At 53.9% G+C, this 15,250-nt stretch carries 13 protein-coding genes; 10 read left to right on the plus strand and 3 right to left on the minus strand.

Annotation, left to right across the window (positions count from 1 at the left end; genetic code table 11):
- The 6 genes from KIS77_20160 to KIS77_20185 form a co-directional block, all read left to right on the plus strand.
- Positions 1 to 540 (plus strand): uroporphyrinogen-III synthase (locus KIS77_20160; protein ID MCW5924644.1); only part of this gene is annotated, 540 nt, incomplete at its 5' end.
- 39 nt (positions 541 to 579) lie between these two features.
- Positions 580 to 2,652, plus strand: a complete 2,073-nt coding sequence (locus KIS77_20165) for a tetratricopeptide repeat protein (protein MCW5924645.1) — start codon at positions 580 to 582, stop codon at positions 2,650 to 2,652.
- A 606-nt stretch (positions 2,653 to 3,258) separates the two neighbouring features.
- On the plus strand, positions 3,259 to 3,513 hold the full coding sequence (gene rpsT, locus KIS77_20170) for a 30S ribosomal protein S20 (protein MCW5924646.1): 255 nt from the start codon (positions 3,259 to 3,261) through the stop codon (positions 3,511 to 3,513).
- 106 nt (positions 3,514 to 3,619) lie between these two features.
- Complete coding sequence (paaK, locus tag KIS77_20175; protein MCW5924647.1) at positions 3,620 to 4,690, plus strand: phenylacetate-CoA oxygenase/reductase subunit PaaK; 1,071 nt, start codon at positions 3,620 to 3,622, stop codon at positions 4,688 to 4,690.
- 693 nt (positions 4,691 to 5,383) lie between these two features.
- A complete protein-coding gene (locus KIS77_20180; protein MCW5924648.1) occupies positions 5,384 to 5,797 on the plus strand; it encodes an EVE domain-containing protein in 414 nt (137 codons plus the stop codon).
- Positions 5,798 to 5,822: 25 nt separating this feature from the next.
- On the plus strand, positions 5,823 to 6,410 hold the full coding sequence (locus KIS77_20185) for a hypothetical protein (GenBank protein MCW5924649.1): 588 nt from the start codon (positions 5,823 to 5,825) through the stop codon (positions 6,408 to 6,410).
- 25 nt (positions 6,411 to 6,435) lie between these two features.
- On the opposite strand, the gene KIS77_20190 is transcribed toward KIS77_20185, so the two are convergent.
- Together KIS77_20190 and fucP are read right to left on the minus strand one after the other, a co-directional pair.
- Complete coding sequence (locus KIS77_20190) at positions 6,436 to 7,524, minus strand: hypothetical protein (protein MCW5924650.1); 1,089 nt, start codon at positions 7,522 to 7,524, stop codon at positions 6,436 to 6,438.
- Between the two features lie 253 nt (positions 7,525 to 7,777).
- On the minus strand, positions 7,778 to 9,097 hold the full coding sequence (gene fucP / locus KIS77_20195; GenBank protein ID MCW5924651.1) for an L-fucose:H+ symporter permease: 1,320 nt from the start codon (positions 9,095 to 9,097) through the stop codon (positions 7,778 to 7,780).
- Between the two features lie 128 nt (positions 9,098 to 9,225).
- On the opposite strand from fucP, the gene KIS77_20200 reads away from it, so the two are divergent.
- A complete protein-coding gene (locus tag KIS77_20200; GenBank protein MCW5924652.1) occupies positions 9,226 to 10,587 on the plus strand; it encodes an FAD-dependent monooxygenase in 1,362 nt (453 codons plus the stop codon).
- 16 nt (positions 10,588 to 10,603) lie between these two features.
- Here the strand turns inward: KIS77_20200 and KIS77_20205 are convergent, their stop codons facing one another.
- On the minus strand, positions 10,604 to 11,332 hold the full coding sequence (locus KIS77_20205; GenBank protein MCW5924653.1) for a GLPGLI family protein: 729 nt from the start codon (positions 11,330 to 11,332) through the stop codon (positions 10,604 to 10,606).
- A 140-nt stretch (positions 11,333 to 11,472) separates the two neighbouring features.
- Between KIS77_20205 and KIS77_20210 the strand changes: the two genes are divergently transcribed.
- The 3 genes from KIS77_20210 to KIS77_20220 all read left to right on the plus strand — a co-directional run bounded on the left by KIS77_20210 (position 11,473) and on the right by KIS77_20220 (position 15,223).
- Positions 11,473 to 12,963 (plus strand): HAMP domain-containing histidine kinase, encoded by a 1,491-nt coding sequence (locus KIS77_20210; protein ID MCW5924654.1) that lies wholly within the window; start codon positions 11,473 to 11,475, stop codon positions 12,961 to 12,963.
- Between the two features lie 62 nt (positions 12,964 to 13,025).
- On the plus strand, positions 13,026 to 13,634 hold the full coding sequence (gene recR / locus KIS77_20215; GenBank protein ID MCW5924655.1) for a recombination mediator RecR: 609 nt from the start codon (positions 13,026 to 13,028) through the stop codon (positions 13,632 to 13,634).
- Positions 13,635 to 13,810: 176 nt separating this feature from the next.
- Complete coding sequence (locus KIS77_20220) at positions 13,811 to 15,223, plus strand: bifunctional UDP-3-O-[3-hydroxymyristoyl] N-acetylglucosamine deacetylase/3-hydroxyacyl-ACP dehydratase (GenBank protein ID MCW5924656.1); 1,413 nt, start codon at positions 13,811 to 13,813, stop codon at positions 15,221 to 15,223.
- Positions 15,224 to 15,250: the final 27 nt, after the last annotated feature.

The following is a 15,250-nucleotide window of genomic DNA, read 5'->3' on the forward strand; positions in this document are numbered from 1 at the left end:
TTTTTTTATTTCACTCACCCCCGGTGGGTGGTTTATAACACCCCCCCCCCCGACTTGCCGCCCCGGTGGAGGCAAGTGAAATGGGCCGCCCTCGGCACCGCCACGGCAAAAGCGCTGACGGAACACGTCGAGCAAGTGGATTTTGTCGGCACGGGCGAGCCGGGGAGCACGGCGGAGGCGTTTCGGAAAGTCAACGGGCGGGGCGCGGGGTTGCGCATCCTCTTCCCCGCCGCCCGCCACTCTCGCCAGAGCGTGATGGCGCTTTTGGCCGACGATTTCAGGTGCACCCATTTTCCGATTTACGACAACCGCCCCGTCGAGGCCCCGCTGCGCTCGACAGCCGACGCGCTCGTTTTCACCAGCCCGATGAACGCGGAGGCGTATTTTTCGACAAATAAATGGGGGAAAAACCAGCGCGTCATAGCCATCGGCGCAACGACTGCCGAAGCCCTGCGCACGTTGGGAGCGGAGCAGGTCGAAGTCGCCGCCGCGCCAACCGAAAAGGCATTGGCAGATGCCGTGCTGCGTTTGCGGGGGTAATTTTTACTTTTGCCCCTTCAATCCACTCACCTTCAAATCATGGCGAAAAGACCCGTACCCGGCAAAGCGCAGCCCCGCCCACAACCCAAACCACAAGCAAAGGCGAAAACCGCCCCTGTCAGCACCGTCGGCGAATCCTCCGGCTGGCTCCGGTTCGCGCTGGTAGCAATAGTCATCACAGCCCTGTGCTACCTGCCCTCCATTTCCAATGAGCTCGTGAACTGGGACGACGACCCGAACATCACCGAGAACCCCAACCTCCAACGCATCAACGAGGACGGGCTTGCAAAAGCAATTCCCGATATTTTCAGCATCGAAAAGGGAGCGGTCATTGGCAACTACAACCCGCTGCCCATCCTGACTTTTGCCGTTGAGAAAAAAATCGCGGGCGGTTTTGGGGAAAAACACACCCGGCTCATCCACATCAACAACCTGCTGTTGCACCTGCTCACGGTCTTTTTCGTCATTAGTCTGCTGGCGCGGATGGGCATCGGCAATTGGGGCGCTTTTGTCGGTGGGCTGTTGTTCGGCATACACCCCATGCGAGTGGAGTCGGTGGCTTGGGCCACGGAGCGCAAGGACGTGCTGTTTGCCGTGTTCTTTTTTGCCGCGCTGGTCTATTATGTGAAATGGCTCAAGCAGGCGGAGCGCGGTGAAAACCGCAGCGGCACCTATATTATCATGCTATTCTTGGCGGCGCTGTCCTGTTTTTCAAAAGTGCAAGCCGTCACGCTGCCGCTCTCGATGCTGGTGCTCGACTATTGGTTTCGGCGCCCCATCAATTTCAAGCTGATTTGGGAAAAAACGCCGTTCTGGGCGCTCTCGCTCGTGTTTGGCCTCATCAACCTCTACACGCTTCGGCAACAAGGCTCCACGACCGACGATGTCACCGACTTCAACTTGCTACAGCGCCTTGCCATCGGCGCATATTCGTTCGTCATTTACCTCTACAAGTTGGTCGTCCCCTACCCCATGTCGCCCCTTTACCCGTACCCAAAGCCGCTGCCTATTGAGGTGTATCTGTTGCCTGTGGTGTTTTTGGCTTTCTGGTATTTTGTCTGGCAAATGTGGAAACGCGGCAACACGCCGAGCGAGGAGGCCCGCTCCAACGACTATCGCATCTGGGTATTCGGCGCATTGTTCATGTTTTTCAACGTGATGTTCCTTTTGCAGGTGCTGGGCGCGGGTCAGGGCTTCAAGGCTGACCGCTTCACCTATGTGCCTTATTTTGGGTTCTTCGCCGTCGCGGCGTGGTATTTTGACAAATTTTACAAATCGGAAAAAACAAGAGGGCTGACCACGGCGCTTGCCGCGGTGTTTTTCCTCGTATCGGCGGTATGGACGGTGCGGCAAATCGGCGTGTGGAAAAACGGCGAGACCCTCTGGACGCACGTCATCAAATACGAGGGCAAAACCAATTCGTTGCCTTATTGGAATCGCGGGCAATACTACCGTTCGCAAGGCGACTTCGACCGTGCCTTGAAGGACTACACGCAAGCGGTGGCCATCAATCCTCAAAATTCGGAGCTCTACAACAGCCGAGGCAAAACCTACTTCGACATGGCCTTGTCGGGCAAATTCAACAACCAACAACGCGAACTGGTGCTAAAGGCCATCAAGGACTACACCGATGCCTTAGCCATCCCGACCATCAAACTCAAAAGCAAAGCCGAGGTGCTCATCAATCGCGGTGCCGCCAATGGCTTTTTGCAAAACTTCGAACAGTCCATCAATGACATCACCGAGGGCTTGGCCATCAACCCGGACAACGCCAACGGATATTTCAACCGCTCCATCGCTTACTACACCATGGGGCAACACGACAAGGCATTGGCCGACTATGACGCATACCTGAAATACAACCCATACAGCGCCGAGGTGTGGTATGAAAGCGGCATGATACTGCGCTCCAAAGGACAAAACCAAGCTGCCATAGAGCGCCTCACGCGGGCGATTCAACTCAAACCGGGCCTTGCTATCGCTTATCTCGAACGCGCCCGCGCCCACGCGCAAGCAGGCAATCGCGCAGCCGCGCAGCAAGATTATCAGCGTGCGCAGCAAATGGGCGCGGCTAAAACGGAGTATGATACGCGGTTGGAAGGGGGGCAGTGAGCGTGGGCATGGGCGCATAAAATTTGAGGCACTCAACACGGTGAAGTCAAAACTTAGCTTGATTCGCCGGGATTTGTCAGTTCACCATGATTAGACTTGTTGCGGTGGAGGCCTTTGGCGAATGGAAAGCCCTTTTTCCGACTGGCTTCGTCAAATTTTTCGCCGAATATGCCCGATTTCGACTGCAAAATTTGTCTCGCCAGTCGAAAAAATGACAATCCCCTACAATCAAAGCCCTCCACCGCAACAAGTCTGTTGAGGGTGCGCGTTGAAAACAGCAGAATGGTCTGTCATTGCGAAAAATATGTTGATGAAGGCGCTACGAGGCGGCTTGTGTTGACAAGTCAATTTGTGTCAACCGCCATGTGCACTTTGAACAGCCTGTTTGTTTAGCCCGCAAAAGTAGCAAGTTTGACAGGCAATTTTGGACAAGAACGAAAGGCAAAAAATAACGCGCCGGCAGCCCTTCAAGTTTAGTGCCGCAAAACAAAGAGAGAAAATTTTTGAAACCCCTACTTTTTTTCAGGGCAGAAACGCTACCTTTGCCCGCCCAAAACGGAAACCCAACTGTTTTTTTAAAAAATAAGCATTTTACGCTGTAAAAATATGGCACATCACAAGTCCGCCCTGAAGCGCATCCGCCAAACCGAGAAGCGCCGTTTGCAAAACCGCTACTACAAAAAGGCGGCTCGCACGGCGATTAAAAATCTGCGCGACCTGAAAGACAAGGCCGAAGCTCAGACGTTTTTGCCCAAGGTCATCAGCATGATTGACAAATTGGCCAAGCGCGGCAACATTCACCGCAATAAGGCTTCCAACCTCAAAAGCGGTCTCACGAAGCACGTCAACGCGCTGGCTTAAAGTCCAAAGCATCGGCTGTTGGCCGCCCGCATTTCCGAAAAGTGTATCCCGTGACCGCGAGATACACTTTTTGTGTTTGTTATGATTGTCTTTTAATGACCGAGTAATGACCAAATTCTATCCGCTGAAAGTCCGCGACATCCGCCGCGAAACCCCCGATACCGTCTCCGTCGCTTTTGAGGTGCCGGAAGACTTGGCTGACACCTTCCGGTTCGTGCAGGGGCAGCACCTGACCCTGCGCACCACCCTTCATGGCGAAGAGGTGCGCCGTGCGTATTCGATATGTACTGGCACACACGAGGGCGACTTGCGGGTAGCCATCAAAAAAGTGGAAGGCGGATTGTTTGGCACGTTTGCCCACGAGCAACTGAAAGTGGGCGACACGCTGGAATCCATGCCGCCGCTGGGTCATTTTTACACGGAACTCGACCCAGTGCATCGCCATCTGTATGTAGCGTTCGCGGCAGGCAGCGGCATCACGCCCGTGATGTCCATTCTAAAAACCACGCTGGCAAGCGAGCCTCACAGCCGTTTCGTCCTTTTCTACGGCAACCGTGGCTTCGACCACATCATCTTCCGCGAGCAATTGGAGGAACTGAAAAACCTGCATCCCGACCGATTGGCCGTGCATCACATCCTGAGCCGCGAATCGCTGGGCAGCGACCTGTTCAAGGGCCACATTGACGGGGAGAAATGCCGCGCCTATTCCCGGTTGCTCTTCCGCGCCGAGGATGTGGATGCCTATTTTCTTTGCGGGCCGGAAGAAATGATTTTTTCGGTGAAGGATGCCCTTGAGCATATTGGCGTGGCGCCCAAAAAGATTCATTTTGAGTTGTTTACCACTTCGGGCGCAAGAAAAAAACAGCCAGCCACGACGACCGCCAAAACTGATGCCTTCGACGCTTCCGTGACGGTCATCCAAGACGGTGCCCAGTTCGACTTCATGCTCACTTCCTGTGGCAGCACCCTGCTCGACGCGGCCATGCGGGCGGGCGCGGATTTGCCTTTTTCATGCAAAGGCGGTGTGTGCAGCACCTGCAAGGCCAAAGTGCTGGAAGGCGAGGTCGAGATGGAAATCAATTACGGCCTTGAAGCCGACGAGGTGGAGGCAGGCTATGTGCTCACCTGTCAGTCGCACCCGAAAACAAAAAGGGTGGTGGTGAGTTTTGATGCGTGAACGCAGATTTTTTGTAAAAAACGTGAGCTCGAAGATATTTGACCTAACAGATGGCGCTTAACTAATTGATTCCCTGACACTCTCGGTTCACAAGGGGTGTCATCTTTTGCGGAACGAAAAAGGTGACATCTCGGCCTGTTTTTGAGATGTCACCCCTCCATGCTTCCGGGATGACACCTCAGAACCCGACAAAGCGAGCATCGCCGACTGATTCCCGATTTTTATCAACTTTTCACCTCTTTGAGGTGCTAAAATGACTTTATGGAAATCAAACGTTTGCGGCATTTGAATTTTTGTGACCACTCAGGCAGGGGCAGCGCCCCGGAATGTGTTTCAGGGCACCGTCGCTGGATTTTCAAAAGTGTTAACTCCGAACTCACGTTATACCTCGCGCCGCCAAGTTTTCAGCATGGTTGGAAGGATGATATCACGTTTACTAAACTTCAAAAGTTTAGTAAACGTTACCCTAGACGATGCTGAAAACTTGGCGGCGCGAGGTATAAAAAACGTAAAGACTTAGGAAGGACAGCAGACATTGAATTTTTGACAGGATTTACAAGATTTACAGGATAGAAGGAGTGGCTTCACCGCTAAAAATCCTGTAAATCCTGTCAAAAACCTATAAGCCTGTCAACCGAGTCTTTCACGCTTGGGGCTGCCTAAGTTTTTTCGATTTTTTCAACAAAGAAAACCATGCAATACTGGCTCGTCAAGTCCGAACCCGACGTTTACAGCTTTGAGCAGCTCGCCACCGATGGCAAAACCCGCTGGGATGGGGTGCGCAACTACCAAGCTCGCAACAACCTGCGTGCTATGAAAACGGGCGACCTTTGCCTCTATTACCATTCCAATATCGGTCTCGAAGTCGTCGGCATCGCCAAGGTGGTGAAAGAACACTACCCAGACCCGACGGCGGAAAAAGGCGACTGGTCGGCGGTGGATTTGGCCCCGGTGAAACAGTTGGCTCGCCCCGTGCTCCTGTCTGAAATCAAAAAGCATCCGGCGCTACAGCAGCTTTTGTTGGTGCGCAATGCCCGTTTGTCGGTAATGCCTGTTTCGTTCGACGAATTTTCCGTCATTTTGCAAATGGGAGAGACGCAACTTTGACACTCTATTCCAAACTTGCAAGACTATGTTCATCTACTCATCAGGTCGGGGTTATCGCACTGGCCGCTTAAGCGCGGGAGGGGGCATCGGCTGTCTTATATTTGGCGTTATCGGGATGATAGCCGCTTTCTTCATTCTAAAAGGGCTGTTCAAGTTGCTCTATTGGGCTGCACCCGTTTTATTCGTGCTGGCCCTCGTCATCAACTGGCGGGCAGTATTGGACACCTTGAAAAACTGGCTCAAAATGATGGAGCGCAACCCGGTGGGCGGCTTGCTCGCTGCTGCCTTAGCGGTGTTGCTGTTTCCTGTGTTTGTGTTCTATTTGTTCATAAAAGCCTTGGGTTACAACAAATTGGAGAAAATGCAGCGCGAGTTTGAGGGCGGCGCAAACGAGGAGTTCACCGAATTCGAGGAAATAGAGAGTATGCCCAAAGCTCGCGAATATGCGGAAGAACCGATGGAGCCGCTCGAATTGCCAGAAAAAGAGCCTGGACAAGCCAACATCGAAAAACGCACGAGCGGAAAAGAAAGTAGGAGCGCCCCCAATGGCAGCACTCCGCCTCCGCCCAAAACCAAGCCCGACAACCCTTACGACACCTTTTTCCCGGATTGAAGGCGGCACCCACACCATCCGCTCCTCACTCTTTGCACTCGGCCACCCCAATCATTGAGTCCGCCGTGCCGTAGTAAAGCAGCCAACGCCCATTGTGCCACACCATGCCCTCCAAGAAGCAGACATTGTTCACCTGCCCCGTCTTTTCAAAATCGCGCTCCGGGTGCAAAAAATGGCGGTCGGCACGGGCGATGAGTTTCTCCGGTTTTGTCTCGGAGAAAAGTGCCTGACCGACGGCATACGCCATGTTGGGGAGCGACTTGTCACCTATGGAGGCATCGTTGGCGCTGTTGTAGAGCAGTAGGATGCCTTCTTTGCGAGAAAGGGCAAAGGGTCCGGGTTCCACCAATTTGCTATCGAAAAAGCCGGGGCGCGGTTTGAGGGCTGCGACGAGATTGCCCTTTTTGTCCGTCGTCGGTTTCCACGAAATCAGGTCGTCCGAGGTGGCCGTGAAAATATCGGTGTCGCCCCAATACATGACGTACTTCCCTTTTATTTTTTTGGCCACGATGTCGCTGCCTGCTTGTGCGCACACGATAGCGCCCGATTTAGACCAGATGTCGCGGTATTTGGCATCGGCAAAGGCGAGGCCGTGTTTTTTCCAAACCACCAAATCGCGGGAAGAGGCGACACAGAGGCGAGCGGTTTTGCCGTCGTAGGCCGTGTAGGTCATGACGAAAGTAGTGTCGTCGCGCTTCACGACGCGGGGGTCTTCGCAGCCACCTTCCCACTCCAAAGCATTGAGGGTGTCAATATCAGGTGCCAGCACCGGGATGGGCGTTTTGCGAAACTGCAAGCCATCGCGGCTTTTGGCCAACCCGATGCGCGAAGTGCTGCGGTCGGGGTTGGTCGCGTCCTCCGCGCGATAGAGCAGCCACACCCAACCGTCTTTCACGACAGCGGCGGGGTTGAGCACGTTTTTTTCTTCCCATTGCACCGTTCGTTTGCGCACCGGGCAAAAAAACTGTGAGCGCTCGTCCGGCTCCAGAATAGGGTTGTAATCATCCAATTTGACAATGGATTGGAGCATCCAAGCGTCTTTGTCGGCACCTTTTTGGGCAAAAGAGCAAAGCGCAAAAAACAGTAGGAGAAGAGACAGCGATATGTTTTTCATGGCGCAAAGCAATGAGTTTTTCATCGCTCACGCAAAAAGCGGCTGAATATCTATTTCAAAACCGTCGAGCAAAACCGAACAAACCTTGCCCGCTGTCTCCAAGAAAGTATGCAGGGAATGGGCATTGTTTTGCTTCACAAAAATTCCATCGCGCGATGTTCGGGGCCAGCCTTTCAAAACTTGCGCACAGGCATCCCCTACCCGACAGTGCGTGTCAGGCAGGGGACGCGTGTCTAAAGTTTGGAAGCATTTTTTAAGGAATATCGGCCACGCCCCGCACCGCATACCCCCGCACCACATACCACACCACAAAGACAAAACAGACCAACGGCACTAACAGGAGATATTTCAACTCAAAATGCGACAACCATCCGCCCAATGGCGGCAGTATGGCACCGCCCACAATGGCCATGATGACCAGCGAGGAAGCCAGTTTGCCCTCGGCAGGCGGCAGCCCTTTGGTCGCCAGGGCAAAAATGGTGGGGAACATGATGCTCTGGCAGAAATAGGTCAACATGAGGCATATCACAGCCACCAAGCCGCCCGTGAAATAGGCCATTACCACCAAGCCCACTGCCCCGATGCTGTACCACACGAGCACCCGGCGCGCTTCATAACGGCTCATCAGCCAAGTGCCGAGGAAACGCCCTAGCATGAAGAGAATCATGGCGAAAGAGGCGTGAAAACCAGCGATTTGCTTCATCGTCTTGCCTTCAAACGGATAGATGGACTGCACCACGCCGAGATGTGTTTCGTTGGAAAAACCCATTTTCAAATCAACAAAATAGCTCCACAGCGTCACTTGGGCGCCCACATTGGCAAACTGAGCCAACACGCCCAACACCAAGTGCCGATGCCGCAGCAAATCGCCAACGGAAGCCTTTTTGCCCAAAGTCTGTTCCTCTTCGCGGCCCACCTCGGGCATCTTGGTGCGCCAAAAGAGAAAGGCCACGAACAGCACCAACGCGGCGATGGCGAGATAGGGGCCGCGAGTGGCCAGCGCCTCGGCAATGCGTATCGCCTCCGATTGCTCGAAGGGCATGGCTGCCAATTCCTCACGCGAATAGTCTGTACCAGAAAAGATGAAAAAACTGCCAATGGCAGGGCCGAGTATGATGCTGATGCCATTGAAGGATTGGGCGAAATTGATGCGCCACTCCGCCTCCTTTTTGTCGCCGAGCACGGTCACATACAAGTTGGCCGCCGTTTCCAAAAAGGCCAGACCGCTGGCGATGGTGAACAGAGCGAACAAGAAAAAAGCATAGACGCGCAGCCCTGCCGCCGGATAAAACAACAAAGCACCGGCGGCGTAGAGCAGCAAGCCAGCCAATATGCCGCGCTTGTAGCCGAATCTGCGCATGAAAATGCCCGCTGGGATGGCAAAAATGAAGTAGCCCAAATAAAAGGCCGAATCCACGATACCCGCTTGACCCCGATTGAGGTCGAGCGCCGTTTGAAACTGTTTGACCAAAGAACCGTTCAAGCTGTTGGCGATGCCCCAAAGGAAAAAAAGGCTGCACACGAGGGCAAAAGGCAGGAGGTAGGGGTTGCGCTGGGTGGATGTTGAGCTCATGGAAGGGATGTCGGTGATTTCGTTTGAGGGGCAAGATTAGAAAAAGATACAGGTCGAACGGGAAGTTTTTTTTCTTTTGCTGCGGCAATTTTGGAAGCCACCATTGCGACAACACAAAAGGTACAAAAATGACAAACCCAAACACATCTCAACAAAAAGCCATCGTCGTGGGCGCGGGTCTCGTCGGCTCACTTTGGGCGGTTTTTCTTGCTCGGCGCGGCTATCAGGTGGAAGTATATGAGCGCCGCTCGGATATGCGAGCCGCAGGATACTTTGGCGGGCGCTCCATCAATCTCGCCATGAGCGAGCGCGGCTGGAAGGCGGTGGAAAAGGCGGGCATCCGCGAGAAAATCGAAAAAGTCGCCATTGCCATGCCGGGCCGAATGATGCACTCCATCGCTGGCGAAACCACTTTCCAGCCATACGGCAAAGAAGGTCAGGCCATCTATTCCGTGTCGCGCGGGGGCTTGAACCTTGAATTGCTCAACATCGCCGATGCTTTTCCCAACGTGCGGTTTTTCTTCGACCACCGCTGCGCCGACGTGGATTTGGAAAAACCCTTCATCACGTTTGAAGACCTGAAAACCAAGCAAATGAAAACAGTGGAAGCGCCGCTCATTTTCGCAGCCGATGGCGCGTTCAGCGCCGTGCGCTATGCCTTGCAGCGCACCGACCGATTCGACTACACGCAATTTTACCTCGAACACGGCTACAAGGAACTGACCATCCCGCCTCATGCCGACGGCACCCATCGGCTCAATCCCGCCGCCTTGCACATCTGGCCGCGTGGCAACTTTATGGTCATCGCCTTGCCCAACGCCGATGGCAGCTTCACCTGCACCCTGTTTTTGCCGTTCGAGGGCGACACATCGTTTGCCAACATAAAAACCGATGCCGACGTGCTCGCTTTTTTCCAAAAATACTTCCCTGACGCGGTGTCGCTCATGCCCACGCTGGTGCAAGATTTTTGGCAAAACCCCACCTCCTCGCTCGTGACGGTGAAATGTGCCCCGTGGCAGTGGCAACAACGCATCCTGCTCATCGGCGACGCCGCCCATGCCATCGTGCCGTTCTATGGGCAGGGCATGAACGCGGGCTTTGAGGATTGCACCATCCTCGATGCGATGATTGACACCTTTCAGGGCGACTGGTCGCGCATCATCCCCCAGTTTGCTCGCCAGCGCAAGGCGGACGGAGACGCCATAGCGGAATTGGCACAGCGCAACTTCATCGAGATGCGCGATTTGGTGGCCGACCCGAAGTTTTTGTTGCGCAAAAAAATAGCCGCTCATCTCCATGAGCGGCATCCCGATTTTTTGCCAGTCTATTCGATGGTAACATTTAGCAACACACCCTATCGCACCGCTCTGTTGGAAGACGACGCGCAGAATAGGCTTTTTGAAAAAATTTTAGCGTTGGACGACATCGAGAACGATTGGGACGGCCCGGCAGTGGAACAGACATTCGGGCAGTGGATGATGCGGCGCTGAACAGCGATGCCCGTCGTCAATTGCGAATGATGCGCATGGGCCTGCCCCCATTTTCGCGCAGCCGCTCTTCCACCAACTTTTGGAACGCCGCCTCCGTTATTTTCTCGCCTTTTTTGGGCGGGGTCAAATCGCCTTTTTTCAATTTTTTGAAATCAATTTTTTGCGCCGCGATGATGGTCTCGCCGTTGTTGATGTCAATCTCGAGAATCATGCCGGGCAGTTGGCCAAACTGCGCTGGACCAGCAGCGAGCGGAAGCGCGTCGGCAAACCAAGCCACAATCTCCCGCTTGCGCACTGTGTCGGTCGTGATGGCTTTCATGCAGCTGTAGCCGAGTATTTCTTTTGTTTCGAGCGTCAGTTTCCAGTTGGCTGACACGAGTGAGTCCTCTATGAGGTAGTTTTTCCCGAAAAACTCGCGGTAGTCCGCTTTGCGCTGCGTTTTGAAATTGCGATAAGAAGTCGCCTCCGGGCGCTGAACGCGCAACACCATGCCGCCCCCGCCGCCCATTGGCTCGTCGTCGTCTTCCTCGACATTGCGATAGAGGCTTTCCGTGGCGTTGAAAAGCAACTCGGATTTGTGAATCCTGTACTCAGGAATCATGGCCTTCATGTCCTCCGCATCCGGCGGCAAGGTGCGGTGAATGTTGACTTTTTCCTCGAACAAGACAATGCCTTCATTTTGTTGCGAAAAGGCAAAAGCGGGAATAAAAAGGGCAAGATGGAGCAGTAAAGTGTTGATTTTCATAGCGTAATTTAATCTTGAATGTTGACGGGACAAAGGTAGGACGTGTCGATGCGCCGACACGTTAACTGACCTTGATATAAGGTTAATTAAGGTTAATCGCTGTGCGCCGACCCATCGGAACCCACTACTTTTGTGCTATCATGTCCGTTTTTCAAAAACATCACCGATTCCTTTGGCTCATCTTCAGCAGTTTGGCGTTGCTGGTGCTGTTTCAGTTTTTTTGGCTGCAAAAAGTATGGCTCGAACAACGCGACGCGCTGCGGCAGGAGACGGACTATATTTTCCAAAAAACAATGACGGCCTTGCAGGATTCGCTCGTGCGGCGCAACATGGTGCGAGAAGGGCTCAACCCCGACAGTTTCCCCGCGCCGCCTTTTCCCGCGCCGCCCATGATGAAGCAGTGGGAAATCAAACAAGATGCCCACGCTATTATTTCAATTAAACCTGGTGCCGAACACCTGCGCCCCGATTCAATAAAATTTGAGCGGGTGCAAATCATGGTGGCGACCGACGAGAACCTTTCCGAAGGCGAACCGCGCTTCGACAGGCTGATTGCAGGCATCCCGCACTTCCACAAGGAAGGGCCGAGCAAGTTCTTGTTTACCGTTGCGAAAGATACGATTCCGTTCGATTCGCTTCGGACGGCTTACCAAGCGGCGCTCGCAAAGGCGGGCATCCCCTTGGCCTTCCGGCTGCTCCATGCCGGGCAGCCCGATTCTTCCTCCAACGCCTGCATACGCACCGAACCCGCTTTTTCGGGCGTGCTGACCCAGCGTTTCTACGCTGCCGAATTCCCCGCCTACCGAGGTTTTTTGGCTCGAAAAATAGTGCCCCATTTCTTGTTCTCGTTACTTTTATTCGGCATCACTTCGGCGGCTTTTGGGCTGATTTACAAAAGTTTGCGCCAGCAAGAAAGGCTCACGGCGCTCAAAAACGACTTCATCGGCAACATCACGCATGAGTTGAAAACCCCCATCACCACCGTCGGCGTGGCGCTCGAGGCGCTGAGCGACTTCGATGTGCTGCAAAAGCCTGAGCAAGCGCGTGAGTATCTCGACATTTCCAAACTCGAGCTCGAACGCCTCACGCTTTTGGTGGACAAGGTGCTGCGACTTTCCATGTTTGAGGAAAAACAGCCGCGCCTGCAATCGGAGCCGCTCCACCTTGCCGAGCTGACAAGCCAAGTGCTCAACGCGATGAAACTGCAAGCCGAAAGTGTCGGAGGCACCATCACTTTTGAGGCGCCCGAACAGTTGCCTACGGTGCACGGAGACAAGCTACACCTCACCAGCGTGGTGTTCAACCTTGTGGACAACGCGCTGAAATACAGCGGGGCAAACGCGCCGAAGGTGCAGGTGTCGCTTGCCCCGCTGCCCAACGACAAAGTAAGGCTGACGGTGCAGGACCATGGAATCGGCATCGCGCCGGCATACCAGTCGAAGGTGTTTGAAAAATTCTTCCGCGTGCCAGCGGGCAATGTCCACACCGTGAAAGGACACGGGCTGGGGCTGAGCTATGTCGCCAACGTGGTGCGCCAACACGGTGGCACCATCCGGGTGGAAAGTGTGGAAGGGGAGGGCACCCGCTTCGTGGTCGAATTGCCGGGCACAGCCACAAGCCTATTTCGTTGATTCGTAGATTTATCCGATTCGACCCACGCGAAGTCTCTACTTTTGCCCGAATTTTTTCGCGCATGACTTTTTCCTCCAAACTCATCGAAAAAGCCGTTGAAGCCTTTGCCTCGCTGCCCGGCATTGGGCGCAAATCCGCTTTGCGCTTGGTGTTGCACCTGCTGAAGCAAGACAAAAGCACCACAGAGCAGTTCACCGCCGCCCTGACGGCCATGCGCGAGGGCATCCGCGAGTGTCGCGTTTGCCACAATCTGGCGGATTCGGAGAGGTGCCAAATTTGCGCCGATGCTCGGCGCGACCACTCGTTGGTGTGCGTGGTGGAGAGCATTCGCGACCTAATGGCCATCGAGGAGACCAGCCAATATCGGGGGCTTTATCACGTCTTGGGCGGGGTCATTTCGCCCATCGAGGGCATCGGGCCAAGTGATTTGCACATCGAAACGCTGGAAGAACGGGTGAAACAGGGCGAAATCCGCGAAGTCATCATGGCCATTAGCCCAACCATCGAAGGCGAAACCACCATCTATTATATCTCGAAAAAGTTGCGTCCTTTGGGCGTGCAAGTGAGTGCCATCGCACGAGGGGTGTCGTTTGGGGGCGATTTGGAGTATGCCGATGAGGTGACGCTGGGACGTTCCATCGTGGCGAGAGTGCCCTACGAGGCCAAGTGATTGTTTGCAAAAATTCCGCTAAGCCGGCTTGTTTCCCCCTCAATCCGAATAATGTTTGTGCAATTGCTGCTTTTTTCTCCCCAAACGGATGTTAATGCCATGATAATCGTCAGTGCATACACTTCATTCAGGCGGTGTGACGTACTTTTGCACGTTGAAATTTTTGCCCTAACTGTATGAGACAAATCACGATTCAGAATCCTGTGTCGGTCAAGGGTGTGGGGTTGCACACAGGCAAGTCGGTGACGCTGACTTTCAAACCCGCGACAGCCAATCACGGCTATCGTTTTCAGCGCGTTGATTTGCCGGAACAACCCGTGATTCCAGCAGATGTGAAATTGGTTTTTTCGACCAATCGCGGCACCTCCCTGCGCAACGGCGAGGCGCAGGTGGCTACGGTGGAGCATGTGCTGTCCGCGCTGACCGGCTTGCAGATTGACAACGTGCTGATGGAAATTGACGGGCCAGAGCTCCCAATCATGGACGGCACTTCGATGCCGTTCGTGGAGGCGCTGCGCGAGGCCGGACGTGCCGACTTGGATGCCGAACGCGAGTATTTTGTGGTGACGGAACCCATCGCTTACAAGGACGAACTGACGGGAACTGAGCTGCTGGCCTTGCCCTCAGACAATTTTGAGGCAACCGTGATGATTGATTTCAATTCAAAGGTATTGGGGCAACAATTCGCCGCGCTTCATAATTTGGACGACTATGTGATGGACATTGCGCCTTGCCGCACTTTTGTGTTTGTGCATGAGCTGGAAAAATTGTTGCAAATGGGCCTCATCAAAGGCGGCGATTTGGACAATGCCATCGTTATAGCTGACCGCAAAATGGAGCAGACGGAACTGGATGAGCTGGCCCGAAAATTAGGCAAACAGAGCGTGAAGGTGGATTCGGAAGGCGTGCTGAACACGGTGAAACTGCATTTTCAGAACGAGCCTGCCCGGCACAAGCTATTGGATGTCATCGGGGACTTGGCGCTCATTGGCAAACCCATTCGGGGCAAGATAGTTGCCACCAAACCCGGTCACACGGCCAACGTCGAGTTTGCCAAAATCCTCAAAAAACATCTGGTGGAAAAACGCCGCTTGCTCGGCATCCCGAAATACGACCCTGACAAAGAACCGATTTACGATGTGATGCACATCTCCAAAATGTTGCCCCACCGCTATCCGTTTTTGCTGGTGGACAAAGTGATAGAGATGAGCGACCATCATGTAGTGGGCGTGAAAAATGTGACAATGAACGAGGCCTTTTTTCAAGGCCATTTCCCCGACAATCCGGTGTTCCCCGGTGTGTTGCAAATAGAGGCCATGGCCCAAACGGGCGGCATTCTCGCGCTGAACACCGTGACTGACCCGGGCAATTGGGATACTTATTTCCTGAAAATTGACAACACCAAGTTCAAAGCCAAAGTCGTCCCCGGCGACACTTTAATCCTTAAAATGGAACTGCTCGAACCCATCCGCCGTGGCATAGTGCACATGCAGGGCACTGCTTATGTCGGCAGCAAAATCGTCTCGGAAGGCGAACTGACCGCGCAAATCATTCGCAAGAATAAGGAGCACGGTGGCAATGGAGGCTGAGCGAAATGAAAAGCTTCAACCCATTCT

Source organism: Saprospiraceae bacterium (assembly GCA_026129545.1).
In the GTDB taxonomy this organism is placed as follows: Bacteria; Bacteroidota; Bacteroidia; order Chitinophagales; family Saprospiraceae; genus M3007.

What these genes read in the sequence shown, in the direction of transcription:
- KIS77_20165 (MCW5924645.1), top strand. Translation starts at nt 580, where the DNA reads ATGGCGAAAAGACCCGTACCCGGCAAAGCGCAGCCCCGCCCACAACCC.
- rpsT (MCW5924646.1), top strand. Translation starts at nt 3,259, where the DNA reads ATGGCACATCACAAGTCCGCCCTGAAGCGCATCCGCCAAACCGAGAAG.
- paaK (MCW5924647.1), top strand. Translation starts at nt 3,620, where the DNA reads ATGACCAAATTCTATCCGCTGAAAGTCCGCGACATCCGCCGCGAAACC.
- KIS77_20180 (MCW5924648.1), top strand. Translation starts at nt 5,384, where the DNA reads ATGCAATACTGGCTCGTCAAGTCCGAACCCGACGTTTACAGCTTTGAG.
- KIS77_20185 (MCW5924649.1), top strand. Translation starts at nt 5,823, where the DNA reads ATGTTCATCTACTCATCAGGTCGGGGTTATCGCACTGGCCGCTTAAGC.
- KIS77_20190 (MCW5924650.1), bottom strand. Translation starts at nt 7,524, where the DNA reads ATGAAAAACATATCGCTGTCTCTTCTCCTACTGTTTTTTGCGCTTTGC.
- fucP (MCW5924651.1), bottom strand. Translation starts at nt 9,097, where the DNA reads ATGAGCTCAACATCCACCCAGCGCAACCCCTACCTCCTGCCTTTTGCC.
- KIS77_20200 (MCW5924652.1), top strand. Translation starts at nt 9,226, where the DNA reads ATGACAAACCCAAACACATCTCAACAAAAAGCCATCGTCGTGGGCGCG.
- KIS77_20205 (MCW5924653.1), bottom strand. Translation starts at nt 11,332, where the DNA reads ATGAAAATCAACACTTTACTGCTCCATCTTGCCCTTTTTATTCCCGCT.
- KIS77_20210 (MCW5924654.1), top strand. Translation starts at nt 11,473, where the DNA reads ATGTCCGTTTTTCAAAAACATCACCGATTCCTTTGGCTCATCTTCAGC.
- recR (MCW5924655.1), top strand. Translation starts at nt 13,026, where the DNA reads ATGACTTTTTCCTCCAAACTCATCGAAAAAGCCGTTGAAGCCTTTGCC.
- KIS77_20220 (MCW5924656.1), top strand. Translation starts at nt 13,811, where the DNA reads ATGAGACAAATCACGATTCAGAATCCTGTGTCGGTCAAGGGTGTGGGG.